The following is a 22,388-nucleotide window of genomic DNA, read 5'->3' on the forward strand; positions in this document are numbered from 1 at the left end:
AGCAGTACATGTCTCCTCACTAACGCCACATGCGGTTCGCACTCTTTGTTGTAGTTTGAAGCTCTAAGCTCTGAATCCATGAGTGCACTGATATAATTAAACAAATAACACGAATTAGTCTATCATTCTGTGCGCGTTTGTTAGTTTTAGGCGCGCAAATCATATCCGATCATGAGAAAACTTAAAACTTTCAAACACAGTTCATTTACATTTTTGCAGGGTAGTTAACATGTCATCTCGTACAGGTCAGGAAAAAGGTCGCAGTCGTAACCAGTCTAAAACGGGCCATTTTAAACACTCAGGAGCTCGCAATGGCTCGAAGACTCGTACTCAGCAAGACCGCCGCCCTAATCGCCCAACAAAAAGCCAAAAGCCAAAAGTGGCCCCTAAAGATCGTAAAGTCATTATTTTCAATAAGCCTTACGATACGCTCAGTCAATTTACCGATGGCGATGGTCGCAAAACGTTAGCGGACTATATCCCAATCAAAAATGTCTATGCGGCTGGCCGATTGGACCGAGACAGCGAAGGTTTGATGGTACTCACTAACGATGGCATCTTGCAGGCGAAGCTAACGCAGCCAAAGTCAAAATCGCCGAAGACTTATTGGGTTCAAGTTGATGGCGCTCCTCAGGAGCAAGATCTTGAAAAATTGAGAAAGGGAGTAGAGCTAAAAGATGGTATGACTCTACCAGCCGAAGTTGAAGTTATTCCAGAACCACAAGTCTGGGACAGAACGCCTCCGGTTCGTTTTCGCGCAAATATCCCTACCACTTGGTTAGCCATTACCATTATTGAAGGAAGAAATCGTCAGGTGCGTCGCATGACTGCGCACATTGGCTTCCCTACCTTGCGCCTCATTCGTCATTCGATGGGTGATATCGTCCTTAACGACCTAATGCCTGGTGAATGGAGAGAAATCTCTCTCTAATAAGCAGAAAAGATAAAAGCAGGCTTAAAGCCTGCTTTTTAGATTCGTACTTTTTCAGTTAAGCCCTATCTAATGAACTAAGGGATTACTGCTCAGCAAGCCAGTTTTTAAATGCCTCTTTTTCCGCCGGAGACGCTTTCTGGTACATCGTCTTTAATACATCAACCATTGGGCTGTCGTTCGATGCGGCTGTTGAACGGGTATCACTAGTCTCAACTCGAGGCTCGATATCACTTACTGATTGTTGATGCTGATTCACAGTTACATAACTAACGGCAACACTCGCGATACCGCCAGCAATATTGTAGTTGCGAGATTCTTGAGGGTAATTACGACCAATTTGAACACCATCTGACTCTAATACATCTTCGACCAAAGCAATAGGTTGGCCTTTGGTATCCAGTAATTGCCAATCTAGAGGCGAGATGTTGTTTTGCGCTTGGCGAAGAGTTTTAAACTCTGGCAGTTCAAACGTTAGCTTTTCGTTTTCAGCATCAAATTTAGCAACGATTACATCACTGTAAACCGTCTTAAGGTTTTCGTTAATTTCGAATGTAGGTTGATATTTGAAGACAATTTGATTCGTTCCGTCAGGTAGTTCGATTGTCTTCTCACTAGAAAAAAGACCACCTTCTAGATCTGGCTTCTCCATGTTGACGGCCAATAACTTCACGTCTTCTGGAACCACTAAAGTCGTTGCAGCGTAGAGGTTTGTACTGGCAAAAATAGACAGTGCCATTGCCACTTTTAATGATAACTGCATAGAATTTTTCATCCTTATCTTCATAGTAAAAGACCCAGCATATAGCTGGGTCTTACAATATCAAACTGGGTATTGATTACCAGTAGAAACGAGCACCAACACCGAAGTTAGTTGCGTCGTCTGTGTCTTTGTTGTCGAAGTCAGTACCTTCGAAAGTGTAACCCGCTTCTGCGAATACACGTGCCCATTTAGAGAACTTGTATTCAACACCAGCGTAGAACCAAGAAGAGTCTGCGTCTACTTTACCTGCTTCGTCAGTAGACTGAGCTAGGTACTCGTAACCAGAGTATAGAGTTGTTTTAGGAGCAACAGCGAACATACCAGCTACAACGATGTAGTGTGAATCAACTGTTGATTTACCTAGCTTATCTTCGTTTTCGTTGTAGTAGTACGTAGCACCTAGAGTGTGCTCGTTTAGTGCGTACTCAGCAGTTACTTCAAAAGATAGGTTTTCGTTATCAGTACGCTCTGTGTGAGAAACTGTTTGCTCTACACCATTAAGAACTAGTTTTTTCTCTTTAGTTACGTTGATGTCGTTGTTCGCAGTAAGTACACCAGCGTGTAGAGATAGGTCGTTGAAAGATTTACCAACGAATACTTCTAGTACTTCTTCGTTAGAATCTTTTTCGCCTAGCGCGTAACCAGCTTTTAGCCAGAACGCGTCATTTTCGTAAGCGTATTTGATTTGAGAATCGTTGTTCCAAGCGTGACCGTATGCAGTTTCCGCTGCGTTACCACCGAAGAAGTAAGAGTAATCTGCGAAGTATACATCATCAGCCCAAGTACCTTCTTTACCGAAGCGAAGAGTACCCATATCACCCATATCAAAACCGATGATGTGGCGACGTACGTATACAGAGTCATCTGTACGCTCGCTTGAATCAGCACCTGCGTCGTAGTTGTCACCTAGAGCAACACCGATTTCAACTTCACCCAGAACTTTTAGGCTTTCGTCAACAACGTAAACCGCGTTCACACCAGTACGAGAAGAGCTAGTGTTTAGCTCTGCTGTGTGATCAGTTTTTTCTGTGAATAGAAGAGTTGGACGTAGCTGACCGTAGAAATCTACAGAACCTTCTTCAGATTTGAATACTTCAGCTGCGTTCACTGAAGTTGCAGACGCAACTACAGCTAGTGCTAATAGAGTTTTTTTCATAATTAATCCACTGCCTTTTCTTAGTTCGGGATATCCTTGTCCGGTTCCCTTTTTTTATATGTTTGAGGTAGAGCGTTAACAAAACGTTATACAGCACCTCCTCAAAATCTGGAGCTAAGAGTGCAAAAGATTATTCTGGCTGTCAAATTTTCTAAATACCAATGTAAAAAAAACAAAATACCATTATAAAACAACAACTTGATAAGTTTACCTTTATTTATTCGACGAACATCTAACCAATCTCCATTATTATTTGTAATTTACAAAATTATTAACAAATGGTTTTTTAATCCAATAAGTAAATTTAAAAAAACAAAAAAAAGAATAAAAACCCACAAATCAGACCAAGTTGGAGTTTTATATTTTTCATATAATGAAATTAATTTCATTAAGATAAGGTTCAATATTTTTTTGTGAAGGAGATCTACATTCCTTATAAAAGCATTCCGTTTTGTGAACTACTGTACAACTAGTGATGTGTGCTACTATTCGCCTCCAACGCATTTGAGGCCCGTATGCTGACCAGTAACATTCAAAAATCGATTCGTAATAGCTATCAAAACCTTCAAGATCAACTTGATAACTTTGTGCCTAGAAGAGCACAAAACTACCTTGTTGCAGAGATTGCAAAAACGCTGTGCGGTCAGTATCACAAATCTAACCGAATACTCGTTGCAGAAGCAGGGACTGGAATTGGTAAATCGCTCTCCTATCTAATGGCGACCATTCCCGTGGCTGTACATAACAATAGAAAAGTGGTTATCTCAACGGCGACCGTCGCTCTGCAAGAGCAGCTCATAAATAAAGACCTCCCTCTTTTTCGTCGGATTACCGACCGAGAGTTTTCTTTTATTTTGGCAAAAGGCCGTCAACGCTATTGTTGTGCAGAAAAGCTCGCTACTGCTAGCGGTGCTGATGGTGGCCAGTTAGCCATGTTTGAAACCAAACCTAAGCAAAAAGATATAGAGCTGTTAGAAACAATGCATCGCTCTCTTGCGCAAGGTAAATGGGACGGTGACCGTGATTCTTGGCCTAAACCCATCGACGATAAGCTTTGGCAACTGATTGTCAGTGATAAACACAGTTGCAATAACAGTTTACCAGGCCACCGCGGCTGCCCATTCCAAAAAGCGCGCTCAGAGTTGGATAAAAACGATGTCATCATTGCTAACCACTCTCTCGTCATGGCAGACGCAGATTTAGGTGGCGGCGTGATTTTACCTGAGCCAGAAAATACGATATACGTCTTCGACGAGGCACATCACTTACCTCACGTCGCTCGTGACCATGCTTCAGCATCTGCGAGTTTAAAAGGTGCGGCAGCATGGCTTGAGAAGTTAAATCAGTCGATTAGTAAGTTTTCATCACTCGCAGACGAGAAACGCGTAGCTCGATTTCGCAACGACCTTCAAGACGCGGTTCAGAACTTGATACCGGCACTGACTCAATTGCCCAAACAGTTCGACCCGGCTCAATTTGAAGAGGGTATCTACCGCTTCGAACACGGTGAACTACCAGAATGGCTAGAGAACCAATCCAAAGAACTAAAACAGTTCAGTAAAAAAGCAAATCAGAGTGTGGCAAAAATTGCCGACCTTATTGCGGAAAGAGTAAAGGACGGGGAGCTTGCGACAAGATTGGCTGAACCAGCGCTTGCAGAGCTCGGTTTCTACATTCAAAGGTTAGAAAACCTAGCGCAAGTATGGCATTTAATGGCTGAACCAGCTCGTGAAAAAGGTGCGCCTTTAGCTCGCTGGTTAGAAACCCACCCTGATCGCGAGGGTGATTTCATTGTGAGTGTTTCGCCACTTGAAATTGGATGGCAACTCGACCAACAGATTTGGAGCAGATGTATTGGCGCCATTTTGGTTTCCGCAACGATGCGTGCATTAAACTCTTTCCATTACTTTTGCCATCAGGTTGGTATTGATGGAAAACCAGAATCAGGCACTCAGTTTTTAGCGCTTGCGTCACCATTCGATTACCAAAACCAGGCAGAATTGCTCATCCCTGCGATGAAATATGAACCACCAGCGCCTCAATTTACTGAATATCTTATCGAGATATTGCCTAAGTACTTGGAAGACAAGAAAGCCAACTTAGTATTATTCTCATCCTATTGGCAGATGAACCAAGTCGCGAAGGCACTCTCTTCGGAGTTCATAAAAAAAGGCTGGGCGTTGCAAGTTCAAGGTGAAAGCTCACGTCAAGAAATTCTAAAAAAACATAAAAAGCTAATAGAATCAAATAAAACCAGCGTCTTATTTGGTACTGGCAGTTTCTCTGAGGGGCTAGACTTACCTGGCGAATTACTTGAAAACTTGGTGATTACAAAAATTCCATTTGGCGTTCCAACCTCCCCTGTTGAGCAGGCTCATTCCGAATACATTGAGAAAAAAGGAGGAAACCCGTTTATGCAAATAACTGTACCAGACGCAAGCAAAAAGCTGATCCAGAGCGTAGGTCGCTTACTGCGTAAAGAGAGAGACTCTGGTAGAGTAACGATTCTTGATCGACGCCTAGTCACTAAGCGATACGGACAAGCCTTAATCGACTCACTACCTCCATTTAAACGTAAAATAGAATATTAGAAGAATCACCATTTATGGAAATGATTGAGCCAACCATGCTGTTGGTGTTGGCGCTTGTCGCTTTTGTCGCAGGATTTATTGATGCAGTTGCCGGTGGTGGTGGCATGCTTACCGTACCTGCTCTACTTTCGCTAGGCTTGCCGCCTCATATTGCACTAGGCACCAATAAACTTGCCGCTACCTTTGCTTCTTCTACTGCAGCATTTACGTACTACAAAAAACGTCTATTCAAACCTCAATGCTGGAGGCGTGCATTCGTGGCAACACTCGTCGGAGCGACATTAGGTACGCTATTTGTAGATGCGATTAGTACGGATTGGCTGGAAAAAGGATTGCCGCTTGTTATTTTGGCGGCAGCGTTGTATACCGTTTTTCATAAAACACCCCACTCTGCTCATCAAAGTCCAATACCCGAGCCTTGCCCAAAACTTCATAAAAAACAGTACATGCAAGGCTTATCCATAGGATTCTACGACGGACTCGCAGGGCCTGGAACTGGGGCTTTTTGGACAGTAAGTTCAATGGCGCTGTACCGACTGAATATCTTGCTCGCCTCTGGCTTAGCAAAAGCAATGAACTTTACCAGTAACTTTACCTCTTTGATCACTTTTGCATTCCTCGGACACATCAACTGGGTGCTAGGCTTAACAATGGGAGTATGTTTAATGGCTGGTGCTTTTGTTGGCGCGCACTCCGCTATTAGATTTGGTTCTAAATTCATTCGTCCTGTATTTGTTACTGTCGTCAGCATACTAGCCATTAAATTGGCTTATGACGCATGGTTTGTAGGCTTGTCATGAACATTTCTCAACTCCAGGAAAATCTAGAACAAATGGCGAAGCAAGCCGCTGTTCTTGACCGTCAAAGAGGCGAACATCATGTTCCGCTTTTTGATGAGCGTTTATTTGGTTGCCGCTCTCGCTTACTTACTCCTTGCGTAAAAGAAGCAAAAGCCACGCTGGATGCGATTGTGCGTGAGCAAAATGAAGGTAAGCTCACCGCTTTGCGTGCTGAGTACCTCACTGAACGGTTAGTGGCGCAAATCGGTGCAATTCAACGCGAGATTTCTACCACTAAAATTCGTAAGAATGAAATCAAACATAGCAGCTATTTCCGCAAGCCTATCAACGTGCTTTATCAGGAACTCGCTCAACACCAAGAGTGGGCAAGACGCTTGCGCGAGATGGTGTTAGAAAAAGAACGTGCTGTCGAAAGCGCTCCGAGTTTTATGCGTGCCGACGCTCAAAAAGTATTACTAGCAACCGAGCAACGTTTAGCGCGTTGTGAAGCAGCACTTCTTAAGCTAGAGAACCAAATTACACATAGGGAAAAACATCAATAATGGCTGATCAACCAACCTCGCCTTTAGATGACGCACCTGAAGAGATCAAACTGGCTGTCGATTTAATCTATTTGCTTGAGAGCAATGAGATAGATCCAGAAGTTGCGCTTAACGCTTTAAAGATCGTGCAAAACGACTTAGAAAACAAATTAAAAGCAAAGTAGCTCAGAGCGTTTCAATCCTTTCACCGAGACTCATTTTCAGTGCTCTTACACAATGATACTATTCATAAAAAAGTACGCCCCCAAAAGGATAAATAATGAAAGTAATCAGCTTTAACATCAATGGACTACGTGCGCGACTGCACCAACTCCAAGCGCTAATCGACAAACACCAACCTGATGTGATTGGTCTTCAGGAAATTAAAGTTCACGATGAAGCATTCCCGATTGAAGCTGTCGAAGCCATGGGCTACAAAGTGTATTTCCATGGTCAAAAAGCACATTACGGCGTAGCAATGCTTTGTAAGCAAGAGCCTCTACACGTACAAAAAGGGTTCCCGACGGATAACGAGGAACATCAAAAGCGCATGATCATGGCAACGTTTTTAAATGAAAACGGCGAAAAGGTCACTGTGCTAAACGGCTATTTCCCTCAAGGGGATAACATCAGCCACGAAACCAAATTCCCATACAAGCGCCAATTCTATAAAGATCTGATGACCTACCTAAACGATCATCACAATAACGACGAGCAATTGATTGTTATGGGTGACATCAACATCAGCCCTATTGATGCAGATATCGGTATCGGCGAGCCAAACCGTAAACGTTGGCTAAAAACAGGTAAATGTTCATTCCAACCTGAAGAGCGCGAATGGTTGAAAACCTTACTAGACTGGGGCTTTGTGGACACCTTCCGTAAGCTATACCCAGAGGTGAACGATCAATTTTCGTGGTTTGACTACCGTTCTCGCGGTTTTGATGATAACCGTGGCCTACGAATTGATGTCATTTTGGCAACCCCTTCTCTAGCGGAAAAGTGTATTGAATCTGGTATCGACTATGAGCTTCGTGGTATCGAGAAGCCTTCAGATCACGCACCAATCTGGTCAACATTTAAGTAATATATTGCAAAGCTATAAGCGAGACTCAACGCTAAGCTTAATCCAATAAAAAGGGAGACTCAGTCTCCCTTTTTCATACAAATTACCATTTAATCACTGATTCAGCGGCCAAACCGTTTGACCATCAACAGTTATCGGTGTTTGTGCAAATTCGTTCAGACAGTAGCCTGTATTACTACTTGCAAAGTAAGTGAGCGGCATCGGCGGTAGATTCAGCGCCACAACCTGCTGTTTCGCTTTTTCTGTGAACGAGAACCCCCACATATCGAGATAGTTAGTCATATCTCGCTGAGAAATGTAGCTCAGAGCAATAAGCAACCAGTCGTTGTTCGAGATGCTATTTGCTTCTTCCCGAGAGTAGTTGGCAAAACCAATGCTCAATCGTCTCTCATCCCAAAGCGCGTCGTCCGATTTTAAGCGGTTAAACTCACGTTCAATCAGGTGCAAGCGCGCCAATAAATGCCAACCATTTTTAAGCACACCTACATGCTGCGCCGCCATCATCATTTGAATGTAAACACGAGCGCCCCAACTCCAACTGGTGTGATTTTGCGCAGCCATGTATGCGTTTGGATCCGCTTGAGTTAGGCTAGCTTGCAATAATTCAAACTGGCCTTTGAAATCCAAGCTTTGGCAAGTTGAAACTTTTCCCGCACTCTGGAAGAAACGAGACTTACTGTAATACGAGTAGTAATTGGTCGTTGAATGCCCTTCCCAGCCTGAAAATCGGAATCGACCTTTTTCTAAACCATGACCAAGCTCATGTAAATCACCGTGACCGAGTGGGCTGAATGACCAGTAAGCATCGTAAGGGTTACCCGAACAACCATAACCACACGTCGCTTGGTCAGCGTTCATGTGCTTCACTATATCAATATTGGCGATTTCCCAACCTTGGTTTTGGGCGTATTGAATAATTTCAGGCACTTCATCTATGCCCGGCCCTTGGAAACCTGCCAGCACATGCGGGTAGTTGTGAACATATTCTTCTGTTGCAAGCGCCATTTCCGAAGGGGTAGACCACATTTCATCGTTGACCGACTCCAACATTTTGTCGCGCTTTGAGTGTACTTCAAACCCAGGAGTGATCAGCTCAGCCCAATCGAATAAATTGGCTTCTAACTGTTGAATAAAAGCGTCGTTGTCCTTCTCACTTCTCCAAACTGGATGCTGTGCCACATGATTAAATTTCAGTTCAACCGGAACATCATTTTTGTCAAAGTGAACCTGTACTGGACCACCATAAGGAGAAGTCAGCGTGATGGTTTCACCCGGCTTCACTTCATAGCCGAATGAAGTCAGCAGTTTTGGTCGCGTGTATCCATCTTTGCTGAACTCATGAGTTGCACCACTTCTTAAAGTGTTGATGACAATCTTAGTCGCCACATCATTGCTGTCATTACGTTTAACCGTAAAGGTTTCCCCAGGAAGCGCATACACACCAGCCGAACGGAAGTTACGCTTTGATTCCATATTAATCGTTGCACTGATTCTCTTTATGTCAGGGCTAAACTCACTACGGCTGAAGTTCCCCATATTTGGTTGTTTTGGGTTTACGCTTCGGCTGTTGTATTGCACGTAATCGGCAAAGTACGACTTTAGGAATTCGGTCGTTTGGGTTGATTGTTTGTCCATCGGGAAGACAACCGTTTGACGATAATGATCAGCCAGCAATACCATGAGTTTTTCGTATTGGTAGCCGTTTTGATTAAACAAATCTACTTTTTGTTCATCAAGCTTTTGCAACCAATGGCGAATGCTGTTTGCCCCTGCATAAAATTGACTGTCCATATTCGCAGTGTCAGGGCAGGATTTGTCATCACACTTTGACAAGTCAACGTTGAAATTTTGAGATTCAAAACGAGACAACAGCGCTTGTTGTGTGATGACAGAGTCCGGCACAACGTTCATCAACGATGAAGGTTCCCAGTCGACCAAGCCTAACTTACGCCAATAGTTATCTCCCACATAATCAACATGGAATTTTTCCAAAATGTCTTGGCCAAGATCAGTTAGTCCTCCATCCCAATGCAGGTATAGAACAGGAATTTGGGCTTGCTCAGCGTATTCCAAAGCTTCGAGTACTGGTTTGTTGGTATCTCCAGATTGCAGATGCTGTGACAAGATCAATAAGTTTGGAGTATTGGTTTGCAAGCAGCTAAGTAGCTTCGAACCATCGCATAGGTTGGCCTCGTTAAACGCCAACTCTTGTGAAACATTGTCTTTCAGCCAATTCCGAGTCGCTTGCTCATCCGGAAAGTAATAAGACTGATCCATTTGCGCGATGACGACGTTTGAAGTAACTCTGCCCGACAACCAAGTGACCAGGTTACTTAACCATTTCGTCATCGCTGCGTTGGAAGAGTCGGGAAAACGTTGTGCCGTTCTAAATGGGTTACTACCTAATAGTGCGTAACGTTGACCATTAGACTTTTCCCCGGCAACGCCAATTGACAGAGCTTGATCTTTGTAACCGCTTGCCATGGCCTTATTGGTCATCAAGATGGTGTCGTTGAAGCCATACTGAGGTGCCAAGATCGCGGCATCATGGGTTGGATCCCAATAAAGACCTGAAAGGCTTTTCGCAATTGCAGATTTGATCGTATTCGACTGCATCTTGTGAGCTTCCACAACCTGATGACTTTTACGAATGAAATCGCTCGGGTCAGAAACGAGCAGTGCATTACCAGTTTCCAGAGCTTGTTGAACTGGAGCTGGCGTTGGTTTTACTTGAGCATTAGGTTGTGATTCTCCCTCTCCCCCACCACATCCTGTGGCTAAGGCGGCAATGCCCAACGATAGAATTGTTTTTTTCATTTTTACTTACTAAACAATGAGTTTACCGAATGTTAATGTAAGTCAATGAATAATAAGAAAGAGTCTTTTATATCGGCTGGAAAAATAGGAATGAAGATAACAAAATTATCAAAAGCAATAGCACCCATTCCGGTGCTATTGCCTCTATTGATAATTAGCTTAAAGGACGTAGATAAGCTAAGAAACGCCTCTCTGCCACTTTGAAACACCACAAAATCATAAACGTCAGTGCCATGTAGAACAGCCCCGCCGTCAGGAAAGACTCAAATGGTGCATAGTAGCGCGAGTTAACTAGACGCGCAGCACCAGTTAAATCCATGATGGTAACGATGCCCGCGACTGCACTTCCGTGCAGCATAAATATGACCTCGTTGGAATAAGCTGGTAATGCTCGACGCAATGCACTCGGCAAGATAATGCGTCTGTATGTCATAAACTTACTCATGCCATAGGCTTTCGCAGCTTCCACCTCACCTTTCGGCAAACCATTAATCGCACCACGAATAATTTCTGCGGTGTAAGCCGATGTATTCAGAATAAAAGCGACCAAAGCACAAAACCAAGCGTTCTCCCACAAGGTATCTTTCACAGGGAAAAACTGATCCATGCCGTAGTAAATCAAATACAGCTGAACCAATAGCGGCGTTCCACGGAAAAAGTAAATGAATCCCCAAGAAGGTAAGCTTAGAGCGTAATTGGTACTATTGCGTGCTACGGCTAATGGGATAGAGACACACAAGCCAATAACCAACGCTAATCCAACTAACCAAACTGTTGTCCAAAGTCCCTGAAGATAAGTTGGAAAGCTTTCAATAATCAAAGAAAAGTCCATAACTTACCTCGCATGAATACTGAACTTACGCTCAACAAGCTTGAGTAGCCCGGTCGAAACGCTGGTAAAAAATAGAAAGATGAGCGCGACAGCCATGTAAAAGGTGAACGGCATTTTCGTTGTACCTGCTGCCAATGAGCTCATTCTCACCATGTCATCCAGACCAATAATGGAAACTAACGCTGTGGTCTTAAGTAACACTAACCAGTTATTACCAAATCCAGGTAATGCATGACGAATCATCTGAGGAAGTAAGATTCTTCTAAACGATAAAGCAGAACTCATCCCATAAGCTTTCGCCGCTTCTAATTCACCCTTGTCCACCGCCATGATCGCTCCACGAAAAGTCTCCGCCATGTAGGCGCCAAAGATAAAACCAATCGTGAGTACACCAGCTATAAATGGGCTGACATCAATATAATCAGGTAAGTAAGACGTCCATTCATGGTTTGGATCACTCGAGGCAAACCACTCGTTGAGCGTTTCGTTGATGGAGTAAAGGCTGTTATTTAAAAGTATTTGTCCACCAAAGAAAATTAGCATCATCAGAACCAAATCTGGAATGCCGCGAATGACGGTGGTGTAAAGAGTGGCAATCGCCCTTGCCCATTTGTAAGGTGCTAACTTAGCTAATGCGCCAAGCATGCCTAAGACCATGGCGAGAATGAGTGAAAGCACTGCAACTTCTATTGTTACTAAAGCTCCCTTCAAAATCGAAGCTTCGTATCCTTGTAAATCTAGCATAGGTGAGTTCCTAATCCCTAAACTCAAAAAATCGACCGTTGACTACTTCTAGGAACAAGCCAACGGTCGCTTAATTACGGTTTATTCACCGTACACATCGTAGTTAAAGTATTTACCAGCAATTTCTTGGTAAACACCTTTCTCACGTAGTGAAATAATTGCTGCGTCGAGTTTCTTCGTCAGATCTTTGTCTTGTTTACGAACAGCGATACCCATACCTTCGCCAAACCATTTTGGATCGGTTAACGATGGTCCAACAAACTCATAAGCTTCGCCACCTGCTTTGTTGATCACACCCTCTTCTAGAGCAGACGCATCACCTAAAACGGCAGCAATTCGACCATTTTCTAGATCAAGATACGCTTCATCAAAAGAGCCATAACGCACAATTTCAACATCATCGCCGTAGTTGTCAGTTAAGTACTTGTCATGTGTCGTCGCACGTTGCACGCCAATTTTGACATCTTTAAGATTATCAAAATCTAGACCCGCACCTTTCTTAGCGATAAATTTATTTGGAATTTGTGCGTACTTGCCAGTGAAATCGACTTTTTTCTTGCGCTCTTCAGTGATAGACATTGCTGCGATGATGGCATCGTACTTACGTGCAAGCAGAGAAGGAATAATACCATCCCAATCTTGAGCGACGATTTTGCACTTCACTTGCATCTCTTCACAGAGTGCATTTGCCATGTCTACGTCAAAGCCTTTTATTGAGCCATCAGTTTCTGTCCAGCTAAACGGAGGGTAAGCGCCTTCGATACCAAAGCGAACTGTTTTCCATTCTTTCGCTTGGGCAACACCTGATACTGCCGTTGCAGCAATCGTTGCTGCTAATAACCACTTTTTCATTTCCATACTCCTGTGATTGCTATTTTATTTCGTTTTGTTTGTTGTGTTGGCTTAGGAGGCAATAGTCTGCCGCCTAACAAATATTAGTAAATGGATGAGATAAACTGCTGTAATCGTTCTGAATCCGGGTTTGTAAATAGCTTAGCTGGATTTCCCTGTTCTTCCACTAAGCCTTGATGTAAAAACATCACATGGTTTGATACGTCACGCGCAAACGCCATTTCGTGCGTGACCACCAGCATAGTTCGCCCTTCATCTGCCAAATCTCTCATTACCCCCAGAACTTCTCCTACAAGTTCTGGGTCAAGCGCAGAAGTTGGCTCGTCAAACAACATCACCTCTGGGTCAACTGCTAGCGCACGGGCAATAGCTGCACGTTGCTGCTGGCCGCCAGATAAGTGCCCAGGGTAATAATCTTTACGCTCATACAAGCCTACTTTCTTAAGCAAGACTTCTGCATTTTCAATCGCTTGAGCTTTTGGCACGCCTAAGACATGAACAGGCGCCTCAATCACGTTTTCTAGTACGGTTAGGTGAGACCAGAGGTTGAAACCTTGGAAAACCATTGCCAGGCGTGAACGAATACGTTGGACTTGCTTTTCATTAGCAGGAACAGATTCACCTGCTATGTTGTTCTTCATTTGGATTAATTCACCATTTACCCAAATTTCGCCCGCGGTAGGCGTTTCTAGCAAGTTGATACATCTGAGAAAGGTACTCTTACCTGAGCCGGAAGAGCCAATGATGGAGATAACATCTCCTTTGTGCGCGGCAAGTGAAATGCCTTTTAAAACTTCATTTTGTCCAAATGTTTTGTGCAGGTCTTTTATATCTAGCGCTGGTACATCATTCATGCGCCCTACTCCCTGTGTTTTTGTCACTGCAATTAAGGGACTCCGCCCTCTCTAATTCGGAACAAATTAGCATCGCCCTCTGAAACTTGCAACAAATTATTAACCTAAATAATTCGAATAGAAAGATACGATAGACAAATTAATATGCAATATATAGCAACATATTCTTCAAAAGTTGAATATTAAATATAAAAAAGCCCCTTTCAAAGGGGCTTAATAAATTTACAAAAGTGTTAATTGAAACCTATTCGAGGTCGCAATGAATTAATTAAAACGACTGACTACCAACGAGTTTGAAGTACGTAATGTCACCTCATTTTCTAAGCCTTCTTTTTCAGAAGTAATGATGCCATCTAGGTCTTCATCTAGTTCAGGCTCTGACGCTTCACCATTGGAGAAGAAGCTCATGAAAACTTTAGAATCAATATTACTATCTTCATTCACTACCAAAGCAGTGCGATTAAAATCGTCCGAAGCTGAAACTTTCAAACCGTTAACGGCCGATGTTGGGAAGTTGTAGTAATTCAATTCTGGAACAACAACAGAATCACTATCACTTGTTGTGAAAATGCGATGTGTGACCCTGTAGTCGCCTGAAGTTGCAAAGTAAGCGACACGAGTAAAGCCTTCAGTAGACGATGTTAAGCCCATGTCCAGATCAATCACGGACTCTGCACTTCCTTGCGTTGATACACTTGGTTTTGTGTTCGGCAGGTTATCAATATTTAAGTAAGCACTCGGATCAACGTCAATATCCCATCCGTCAGAGATCGTTTCGTTAAGTAGAGACTCCCAACCATTAACTTGATTCTCTGAGAACGCCATGTATACCCAAGTTTCTTTATTCGTTGCACTAGGGCGATTATATTCAACGGCCGTTTTATCCAGCTTCAACGCGTCATATGCAAAGCCGTTAGTAACAAAGCCAATGTTGAGCGAGTCGTAAGTATAGTCAGAAGACGAATAAATGTTTGACGTATTATCCGCTCTAACTAAGGCTATCTCACCAGTTCCCCACGAACCAATACCATACTGGTAAAGCGCTTTGTCGCTTGAACCTGATTCATACTGAAACAATGCCGTTGGTTCACCTTTAAGCCCCATCAGTTCATCAGTAGGCAACATATCAGGGTTCGGAGACGTGAAAATATCGGTTTGCGAGACAAAGTTGTAATCTCCGCCACCTGATTCAGCGTTTCGGTAATCTAAGTGAGTAAACTTATTGCTTGCTAAGTTACCGCCAGTAAAGCATTTGTTCAAAGAGTCTCGGTTTAGTGCAAAAGTAGCATTACGTAGTTTCTTATCTTGCAAGAACTCTTTTGAAAACGTGTTTACGCGAGCTTCTTTGCCGTTAAATTCTATTGCTTGAAACGTTACAAAGCCGCCGTCAGGGATATCTTCAAGATAAAACTTAAAGTTATCAGTGGTAGGTTTGATAATGTCTCCGGATCTTTTGCCATCGGCATCAGAGTAGTAACCGATAACATAGTTGGTCACTTGCTCTTTTGACGCTGCACTGTAGGTTAAAACCGTTTTATCGCCGTTCAGCTCAGTTTTGTGGTCATATACAGTACAACCTTTCGTAGTTGCTTCACTTTCAGTCATTGTTGCTGGTATAGCAAAATCAAAAGTAAACGCAGTTTTCGGCGCTGCACCACCGCCACCGCCGCCACCGCCGCCGCAACCGACCATTAACCCTGAGATGATTGCCACTAGTGGCAGTACTTTAAGCTGTTTCATGTCTTTTTCCTAAACTGAGCGGCAATGATTAGCCAAAAAATTGTCTTTGCTCTGTCCAAAGCAAGAATAAAGCCAGCTTTATATAATCACCGTGAATATTGACATTTAATCTGCATCTCGTGAAAAAGGACAAAAAGTTCTAATTTTATGCAACTTGTGTAATGAAATTACACAAGATCTCCGCATCTCATTCGCATGCCAGAAACTTTCTGTAGTTTTATTTCACAACCATTCTTAAAGTGATCTAAATCAATCACCCTAAATGGCTATCTTGCTAGACTCCTGCCAAAAGATGAGGCTTTTTTTGTGCCTCAACACAATAAGTTATTAGCTATGCTTAGGCACAGTGTCGACGTGTAACAAATCTAACAATAGCTAGCATAAGCGTGCCGCAGGATGCGGATTAACACAATTGAATGAAGAATTCATAACTTTTAAATATATGAGGAATCTATGTCAGACGCAGTTAACAAAACGCACTCTGATTCAGATATCGAGACCAAGAGCTACCGTGAGCTTCATCGTCCAGCATCTGAGTTCGCAAGCCGTTCAGACTACCTAGACCACGAACTACAAATTATGAAGCCACGTCGTTTTGGCTTGAACTTGCCAGGTCGTGACTTCCGCTTTGAGCTTGAAGACCTTGTTCCAGCGCTTGCTGGTACTATCGGTATTATCGCAATGTACTCTGCGGTAATGATGTCTTGGGCTGAAGGTCTTACTGCAGCATGGGACCACGTAAACTTAGGCAAGGACTTTGCTATCGAAGTTGCGCGTGTAGAAATGCTCATCCCTGCACTTCTTTTCTGTGTACTTGCCTCTGGTTTTATTAACCCTAAAGCCAACCTAGCAGGCAACCACGGCCCAATGATCCCTCTTATTGGTACCATCGCTCTTGCTGGTGCTCATCCTCTTGCATTAGCAATTCTCATTGGTGTGTTTGGTTTGATTTTGAGCCTCTTAAAAGGTGGGTCAAAACTGGTTAACCTCACCTCTGAAGGTACGGCTGGTGGCCTTCTTATTTTCCTAGGTTTAACCGGAACCATGAGCCAAATTAACTCTATTCAAGCTTGGGCTGTTGGTTTGCAATCCGATACGGTTGCCGCTGGTAGCATGGGTTACATCGGTCTAATTGTTCTTGCGGTTACCATTGGCTTATACGCGTTCCTTGCTAAAGTGAACAAACGCTGGCTAGCGATCCCTGTTTGTGCCTTCACTGGGCTTGCAATCGCACTTGCTCTTGGCGCAGGCTTCGATATTAAATTCGTAACCGAGACAGGCCTTCCAAACCTAAATCCAATCTACTGGTGGGGTTCAACAGAAGAAGGTTGGATGCTTGGTCTTCCTAATATGGAACACTTCATCGCTTCACTACCATTCGCCATTCTTGCGGTAGCAATGTGGTCACCTGACTTCTTGGGTCACCGTATCTTCCAAGAGATGAACTACCCACGTAAGAGTGAGAAAGTGCTGATGGACGTTGATGACACAATGACAATGTGTTCCGTTCGCCAAATGGTCGGTACTGCAGTGGGTGGTGGTAACATCACATCATCTTGGGGGACTTACATGATCCCTGCTGCAATCGCGAAACGCCCTATTCCTGCTGGCGCCATCTTACTAGGCTCTCTATGTATTATTGTTGCAATCCTTGGTTTTCCTATGGACGTTGCAGTATGGCCTCCAGTTATGCGCGTTGCTCTTCTCGTTGGTGTATCTCTACCACTGCTTGAAGCTGGCATGCAGATGGTGAAGGACTCGAAAGACTCACAAGCAGCAGGCATTTGTATCTTTGGTTCTGCCGTTGTTAATCCAGTTCTAGCTTGGGCACTAACTATGCTTTTAGATAACAACGGTTTAATTGGAGATAAAGAGCGCGCGTCTCGCCTATCATTTGTAGACAAGATTGTGATCCCAGTAAGCGTACTTGTTATCTGTTTAGTTGCTATGCTTGCAGTTGGTATGCTTGAAGGCCAGTATGGCATCCAAGCTTGGCTATAAGCTAGCAGTCCAGAAATTTGTGGGTAGCGCTCGTCGCTACCCCATTTTTATCGAGATTTTTGAGGATTTATTGATTTAGTTTAAGGTTTGCAAAAAAATTTTAGTTTAACCTCTAACTGTTGCTTAAAAAGAGAAACGTTAAAACTAGTGACAATATTTATAGTTTTGTAAATCGAATACGTAAATTTAAGACTATAAATATTGTTATTCATAAGAGTGTACTGTTCCCCTCTTTTATCTGGGGATAGCTGGCTCAACGGCGAAGCAGTACGTATTTTTTTCTACTAAAAAGGTAGGTATGTCATGGCAGAGCAATTTGCTAAAGCTTGGGAAGGTTTTGCTGCAGGCGACTGGCAAAACGAAGTAAACGTTCGTGATTTCATTCAGAAGAACTACACTCCGTACGAAGGCGACGAATCTTTCCTAGTTTCTGAAGGTACTGAAGCGACTAACAAGCTTTGGGCTAAGGTAATGGAAGGCATCAAACAAGAGAACGCGACTCACGCTCCTGTTGATTTTGATACTTCAGTTATCTCTACCATCACTGCTCACGATGCAGGCTACATCGAAAAAGACCTAGAAACTATCGTAGGTCTTCAAACTGACGCTCCTCTAAAACGTGCGATCATCCCTAACGGTGGTATCCGCATGGTTGAAGGTTCATGCAAAGCCTACGACCGCGAGCTAGACCCACAAGTTAAAAAAATCTACACAGAATACCGTAAAACTCACAACCAAGGCGTTTTCGATATCTACACTCCTCAAATCATGGCGTGTCGTAAATCTGGCGTACTGACTGGTCTTCCAGATGCATACGGTCGTGGTCGTATCATCGGTGACTACCGTCGTGTTGCTCTATACGGTATTGACTTCCTAATGAAGGATAAATTCGCGCAGTTCTCTTCTCTACAAGAGCGTTTTGAGAACGGCGAAGACCTACAAATGACAATGCAGCTTCGTGAAGAGATCGCAGAGCAACACCGTGCTCTAGGTCAAATCAAAGAAATGGCTGCAAAATACGGTTGTGATATTTCTCGTCCTGCTGAAACTGCGCAAGAAGCTATTCAGTGGACTTACTTCGGTTACCTAGCTGCTGTTAAATCTCAAAACGGTGCGGCTATGTCTCTAGGTCGTACTTCTACGTTCCTAGACATCTTCATCGAACGTGATATCGCGGCTGGTAAGCTAACTGAAGAACAAGCTCAGGAAATGATCGACCACTTCGTAATGAAACTACGTATGGTTCGTTTCCTACGTACTCCTGAGTACGATGATCTATTCTCTGGCGACCCTATCTGGGCAACTGAGTCTATGGGTGGTATGGGTCTTGACGGTCGTACGCTAGTTACTCGTACAAACTTCCGTTTCCTAAACTCACTATACACTATGGGTCCTTCTCCAGAGCCAAACATCACTGTTCTTTGGTCTGAGCAACTACCTGAAGGCTTCAAGAAGTTCTGTGCGAAAGTATCTATCGATACTTCTTCTATTCAGTACGAAAATGACGACCTAATGCGTCCAGACATGAACTCTGACGACTACGCGATCGCATGTTGTGTATCTCCAATGGTTGTTGGTAAGCAAATGCAGTTCTTCGGTGCTCGTGCGAACCTTGCGAAAACAATGCTTTACACCATCAACGGTGGTGTGGATGAGAAGCTAAAAATCCAAGTTGGCCCGCAAATGCCTAAGATCGAAGGCGATGTTCTTAACTACGATGAACTGTGGGAGAAAATGGACCACTTCATGGATTGGCTAGCGAAACAATATGTGACTGCACTAAACGCTATCCACTTCATGCACGATAAGTACAGCTACGAAGCGGCGCTAATGGCTCTACACGACCGTGACGTTAAACGTACTATGGCTTGTGGTATTGCTGGTCTATCTGTTGCGGCTGACTCACTATCTGCAATTAAATACGCAAAAGTTAAGCCAATTCGTGACGAAGACGGTCTAGCAATCGACTTCGAAATCGAAGGCGATTACCCTAAATTCGGTAACAACGACCCACGCGTTGATGACATTGCATGTGAACTTGTTTCTGTATTTATGGGCAAAATCCGTAAGCTTAAGACTTACCGTGATGCAATCCCTACTCAGTCAATTCTTACTATCACTTCAAACGTGGTTTACGGTAAGAAAACTGGTAACACGCCTGACGGTCGTCGTGCTGGTGCTCCATTTGCTCCAGGTGCAAACCCAATGCACGGTCGTGACGAGAAAGGTGCTGTAGCATCACTAACTTCAGTTGCTAAACTGCCGTTTGCTGACGCACAAGATGGTATCTCTTACACATTCTCTATCGTACCTAACGCACTAGGTAAAGATGAGGGTTCACAACGCGCTAACCTTGCTGGTCTTATGGATGGTTACTTCCACCACGAAGCGGGTATCGAAGGTGGTCAACACCTAAACGTGAACGTTCTTAACCGTGAAACTCTAGAAGACGCAGTTAAGCACCCAGAGAAATACCCTCAGCTAACAATCCGTGTATCTGGTTACGCTGTTCGCTTCAACTCTCTAACTGCAGAGCAACAAGCTGACGTAATCGCGCGTACATTCACTGAGTCTCTATAAGACTATAGCGAAATAACGTTCTAGTAATACAACAAAGGCTGATGCTAAGTAGCATCAGCCTTTTTTTATTTCTTGAATGAAAGTTGTGATATCGCGAAAGACTTTTGCCCGCATTCTTACGTATGATGCGAAAAAAGTTAGCAAATAAAGTCTATGAGATTTAGTAAATTAATTATTCTTACCCTTCTTTCTCCAGTTGCAATAGCATCCACTAAGTCTACGGTTTCTTTTACCATCGACAACGATGGTATTTTTGGCGTCGATCAAGACTATACGAATGGTGTTTTCCTTTCTTACGCGACAGACCAGCTGACACAAGAAAGCCAATGGAAATGGCTGAGTCTAGCTAACTCAGAGCACGCCAATATCGATAAAATAGAGTTGGTTCTTGGCCACAAGATGTGGACTCCAAGCGACATTGAAGCCGATTATCCACTAATCAATGATCGCCCATATGCCGGTTACCTACACACCGAAATCAACTACCTTTCCCTAACGAGTGACAAAGCTGTACGGTACAATTTCACCATAGGAACTACGGGTGAAAGTTCGCTATCAGAAAAGGCGCAAGAAATCGTTCACGGCATAACAGGATCGACGGACCCTCAAGGTTGGGATTACCAGATTGAAGATAAAGTGGCGTTCAGCCTTGGTTACCGCGTATTTAACAAATTGATGCGCAGCGAAGAACAAAAAACACAATGGGAGATTACCAACATTAACGACATCAATGCGGGTAACTTCCGTAGTGATGTCTCCCAAGGCGTCATGTTTCGTTGGGGTACAAACCTAGCGAATAGCATCGGAGCCGCCAATATCAGTGTCGAAAGCCCTTTCTCAGCAAGTATGATCGCTCAGAACACGTCGAGTTGGTTCTTGTTCACCGGGTTTGAAGGTCGTTACCGCTTTAATGACATGACTATCGAAGGAGATCGTCCTGGCATTCCTGAACCGTCAGCGCCATACGACGTCACACTGCAAAATTGGCAAGCAAGTGCCGTCGCGGGGGTATCTTGGTACAACCAAAATTACGGTGCAAGCATCACCTTTACAATTAAAACACCGGATTATGAAGAAGCCCAAACCGATGTTTATGGGACAGGCTCGTTCTCCGTGTTCGCCTTTTTCTAAAAACTGGATTATCCCAGCATCGAAGTCAATCTAGATACACGGCAAGTTCTCGGGGTAGGTATTAACCACCTCGTGTTCAAGCGTTTATGTAGATTGGCTCCATCTATTTTCTTTCTTCAAATAACCTTGCCTTTAGTACCGACAAAGCTGTTTTAACCCTGCTTTTTGTAATAAAATAACAGCTAGAATTTACTAGTAATGAGAGCAAAAGATGTCAACAGCTGGTCGTATTCACTCATTTGAGTCATGTGGTACCGTAGACGGACCTGGTATTCGATTTATCGTCTTCTTGCAAGGTTGTTTAATGCGCTGTAAGTATTGCCATAACCGCGATACTTGGGACACGCATGATGGCAAAGAAGTCACGGTTGAAGAAATCATTTCCGAAGCGAAAAGTTACCGCCACTTCATGAATGCATCAGGTGGTGGCGTTACTTGTTCTGGCGGCGAAGCGATGCTTCAACCGGAATTCGTACGTGATTTTTTCCGCGCAGCTAAAGCCGAGGGCATTCATACATGTCTAGATACTAACGGTTATGTTCGTAAGCACACTGATGTTATCGATGAAGTACTGGATGCAACAGACTTAGTCATGCTTGACATCAAACACATGAAAGACGAAGTGCACCAAGATCTCATCGGTGTATCCAACCGACGCACATTGGACTTTGCTCGTTACTTGCAAAAAATCGGAAAGAAAACATGGATTCGCTATGTCGTCGTGCCTGGTTACACAGATGACCCAGAAGCAGCACACATGCTTGGTGAATTTATTAAAGACATGGATAACATCGAAAAGGTCGAATTACTTCCTTACCACAAATTAGGGGCTCATAAGTGGGAAGCGTTAGGCTTAGAATACCCACTCGAAGGCGTAAACCCGCCACCGAAAGAAACCATGGATGAAATTCAATCCATTCTTGCTCAATACAACGATAACGTAAAATACTAAGTGAACCGCAAGACTAACCTCTTTAAAATACCAGCT

General features: G+C 43.6%; 18 protein-coding genes. 10 read left to right on the forward strand and 8 right to left on the reverse strand.

The features are described from left to right. Positions 1 to 229: 229 nt before the first annotated feature. On the forward strand, positions 230 to 931 hold the full coding sequence (locus R7P69_RS09810) for a pseudouridine synthase (RefSeq protein WP_005387874.1): 702 nt from the start codon (positions 230 to 232) through the stop codon (positions 929 to 931). Positions 932 to 1,016: 85 nt separating this feature from the next. Here R7P69_RS09810 and R7P69_RS09815 read toward each other — a convergent pair whose 3' ends face one another. Both R7P69_RS09815 and R7P69_RS09820 read right to left on the reverse strand, forming a co-directional pair. Continuing rightward, complete coding sequence (locus R7P69_RS09815) at positions 1,017 to 1,694, reverse strand: DUF2057 family protein (RefSeq protein WP_017634732.1); 678 nt, start codon at positions 1,692 to 1,694, stop codon at positions 1,017 to 1,019. A gap of 76 nt (positions 1,695 to 1,770) precedes the next feature. Next, on the reverse strand, positions 1,771 to 2,850 hold the full coding sequence (locus R7P69_RS09820; RefSeq protein ID WP_005378424.1) for a porin: 1,080 nt from the start codon (positions 2,848 to 2,850) through the stop codon (positions 1,771 to 1,773). A 515-nt stretch (positions 2,851 to 3,365) separates the two neighbouring features. Here R7P69_RS09820 and dinG point away from each other — a divergent pair. The 5 genes from dinG to xthA all read left to right on the forward strand — a co-directional run bounded on the left by dinG (position 3,366) and on the right by xthA (position 7,849). After that, entirely contained in the window at positions 3,366 to 5,441 is a 2,076-nt protein-coding gene (gene dinG, locus R7P69_RS09825; RefSeq protein ID WP_054575464.1) for an ATP-dependent DNA helicase DinG, read from the forward strand. Positions 5,442 to 5,455: 14 nt separating this feature from the next. After that, the gene (locus tag R7P69_RS09830; RefSeq protein WP_005387866.1) at positions 5,456 to 6,241 is read left to right on the forward strand and encodes a sulfite exporter TauE/SafE family protein; all 786 of its coding nucleotides are present in this window, start codon (positions 5,456 to 5,458) and stop codon (positions 6,239 to 6,241) included. Further along, positions 6,238 to 6,783, forward strand: coding sequence for a primosomal replication protein (locus R7P69_RS09835; protein WP_033905048.1), 546 nt, complete (start codon positions 6,238 to 6,240; stop codon positions 6,781 to 6,783). Before R7P69_RS09830 ends, R7P69_RS09835 begins: the two co-directional genes overlap by 4 nt. Next, entirely contained in the window at positions 6,783 to 6,947 is a 165-nt protein-coding gene (gene rsmS, locus R7P69_RS09840) for a pleiotropic regulatory protein RsmS (protein ID WP_005378432.1), read from the forward strand. Before R7P69_RS09835 ends, rsmS begins: the two co-directional genes overlap by 1 nt. Positions 6,948 to 7,042: 95 nt before the next feature. Beyond that, the gene (xthA, locus tag R7P69_RS09845; protein ID WP_005378433.1) at positions 7,043 to 7,849 is read left to right on the forward strand and encodes an exodeoxyribonuclease III; all 807 of its coding nucleotides are present in this window, start codon (positions 7,043 to 7,045) and stop codon (positions 7,847 to 7,849) included. A gap of 93 nt (positions 7,850 to 7,942) precedes the next feature. On the opposite strand, the gene R7P69_RS09850 is transcribed toward xthA, so the two are convergent. The 6 genes from R7P69_RS09850 to R7P69_RS09875 all read right to left on the reverse strand — a co-directional run bounded on the left by R7P69_RS09850 (position 7,943) and on the right by R7P69_RS09875 (position 15,688). Beyond that, a complete protein-coding gene (locus R7P69_RS09850; protein ID WP_172563330.1) occupies positions 7,943 to 10,666 on the reverse strand; it encodes an ImpA family metalloprotease in 2,724 nt (907 codons plus the stop codon). A gap of 154 nt (positions 10,667 to 10,820) precedes the next feature. After that, a complete protein-coding gene (locus tag R7P69_RS09855; RefSeq protein WP_053303243.1) occupies positions 10,821 to 11,498 on the reverse strand; it encodes an ABC transporter permease in 678 nt (225 codons plus the stop codon). A 3-nt stretch (positions 11,499 to 11,501) separates the two neighbouring features. Next, positions 11,502 to 12,242 (reverse strand): ABC transporter permease, encoded by a 741-nt coding sequence (locus R7P69_RS09860; protein ID WP_005378436.1) that lies wholly within the window; start codon positions 12,240 to 12,242, stop codon positions 11,502 to 11,504. 81 nt (positions 12,243 to 12,323) lie between these two features. After that, the gene (locus R7P69_RS09865) at positions 12,324 to 13,094 is read right to left on the reverse strand and encodes an ABC transporter substrate-binding protein (RefSeq protein ID WP_005378437.1); all 771 of its coding nucleotides are present in this window, start codon (positions 13,092 to 13,094) and stop codon (positions 12,324 to 12,326) included. 83 nt (positions 13,095 to 13,177) lie between these two features. Beyond that, entirely contained in the window at positions 13,178 to 13,948 is a 771-nt protein-coding gene (locus R7P69_RS09870) for an ABC transporter ATP-binding protein (protein WP_238952258.1), read from the reverse strand. A gap of 264 nt (positions 13,949 to 14,212) precedes the next feature. Further along, the gene (locus R7P69_RS09875; protein ID WP_238952257.1) at positions 14,213 to 15,688 is read right to left on the reverse strand and encodes a 54K polar flagellar sheath protein A; all 1,476 of its coding nucleotides are present in this window, start codon (positions 15,686 to 15,688) and stop codon (positions 14,213 to 14,215) included. A gap of 453 nt (positions 15,689 to 16,141) precedes the next feature. Here R7P69_RS09875 and R7P69_RS09880 point away from each other — a divergent pair, with 453 nt between their 5' ends. The 4 genes from R7P69_RS09880 (at position 16,142) to pflA (ending at position 22,352) form a co-directional block, all read left to right on the forward strand. Beyond that, positions 16,142 to 17,689 carry a DUF3360 family protein gene (locus R7P69_RS09880; RefSeq protein WP_005378441.1) on the forward strand — a complete coding sequence of 516 codons (1,548 nt, stop codon included), beginning with the start codon at positions 16,142 to 16,144 and terminating at the stop codon, positions 17,687 to 17,689. A gap of 303 nt (positions 17,690 to 17,992) precedes the next feature. Further along, positions 17,993 to 20,269 (forward strand): formate C-acetyltransferase, encoded by a 2,277-nt coding sequence (pflB, locus tag R7P69_RS09885; RefSeq protein ID WP_005378442.1) that lies wholly within the window; start codon positions 17,993 to 17,995, stop codon positions 20,267 to 20,269. 153 nt (positions 20,270 to 20,422) lie between these two features. Beyond that, positions 20,423 to 21,400: a lipid A deacylase LpxR family protein gene (locus tag R7P69_RS09890; RefSeq protein ID WP_005378443.1), complete on the forward strand. Its 978-nt coding sequence runs from the start codon at positions 20,423 to 20,425 to the stop codon at positions 21,398 to 21,400. A gap of 211 nt (positions 21,401 to 21,611) precedes the next feature. Next, positions 21,612 to 22,352 (forward strand): pyruvate formate lyase 1-activating protein, encoded by a 741-nt coding sequence (gene pflA / locus R7P69_RS09895; RefSeq protein ID WP_005378444.1) that lies wholly within the window; start codon positions 21,612 to 21,614, stop codon positions 22,350 to 22,352. Positions 22,353 to 22,388 lie beyond the last annotated feature (36 nt).

The organism is Vibrio sp. 661, from assembly GCF_033339315.1.
In the GTDB taxonomy this organism is placed as follows: Bacteria; Pseudomonadota; Gammaproteobacteria; order Enterobacterales; family Vibrionaceae; genus Vibrio; species Vibrio alginolyticus.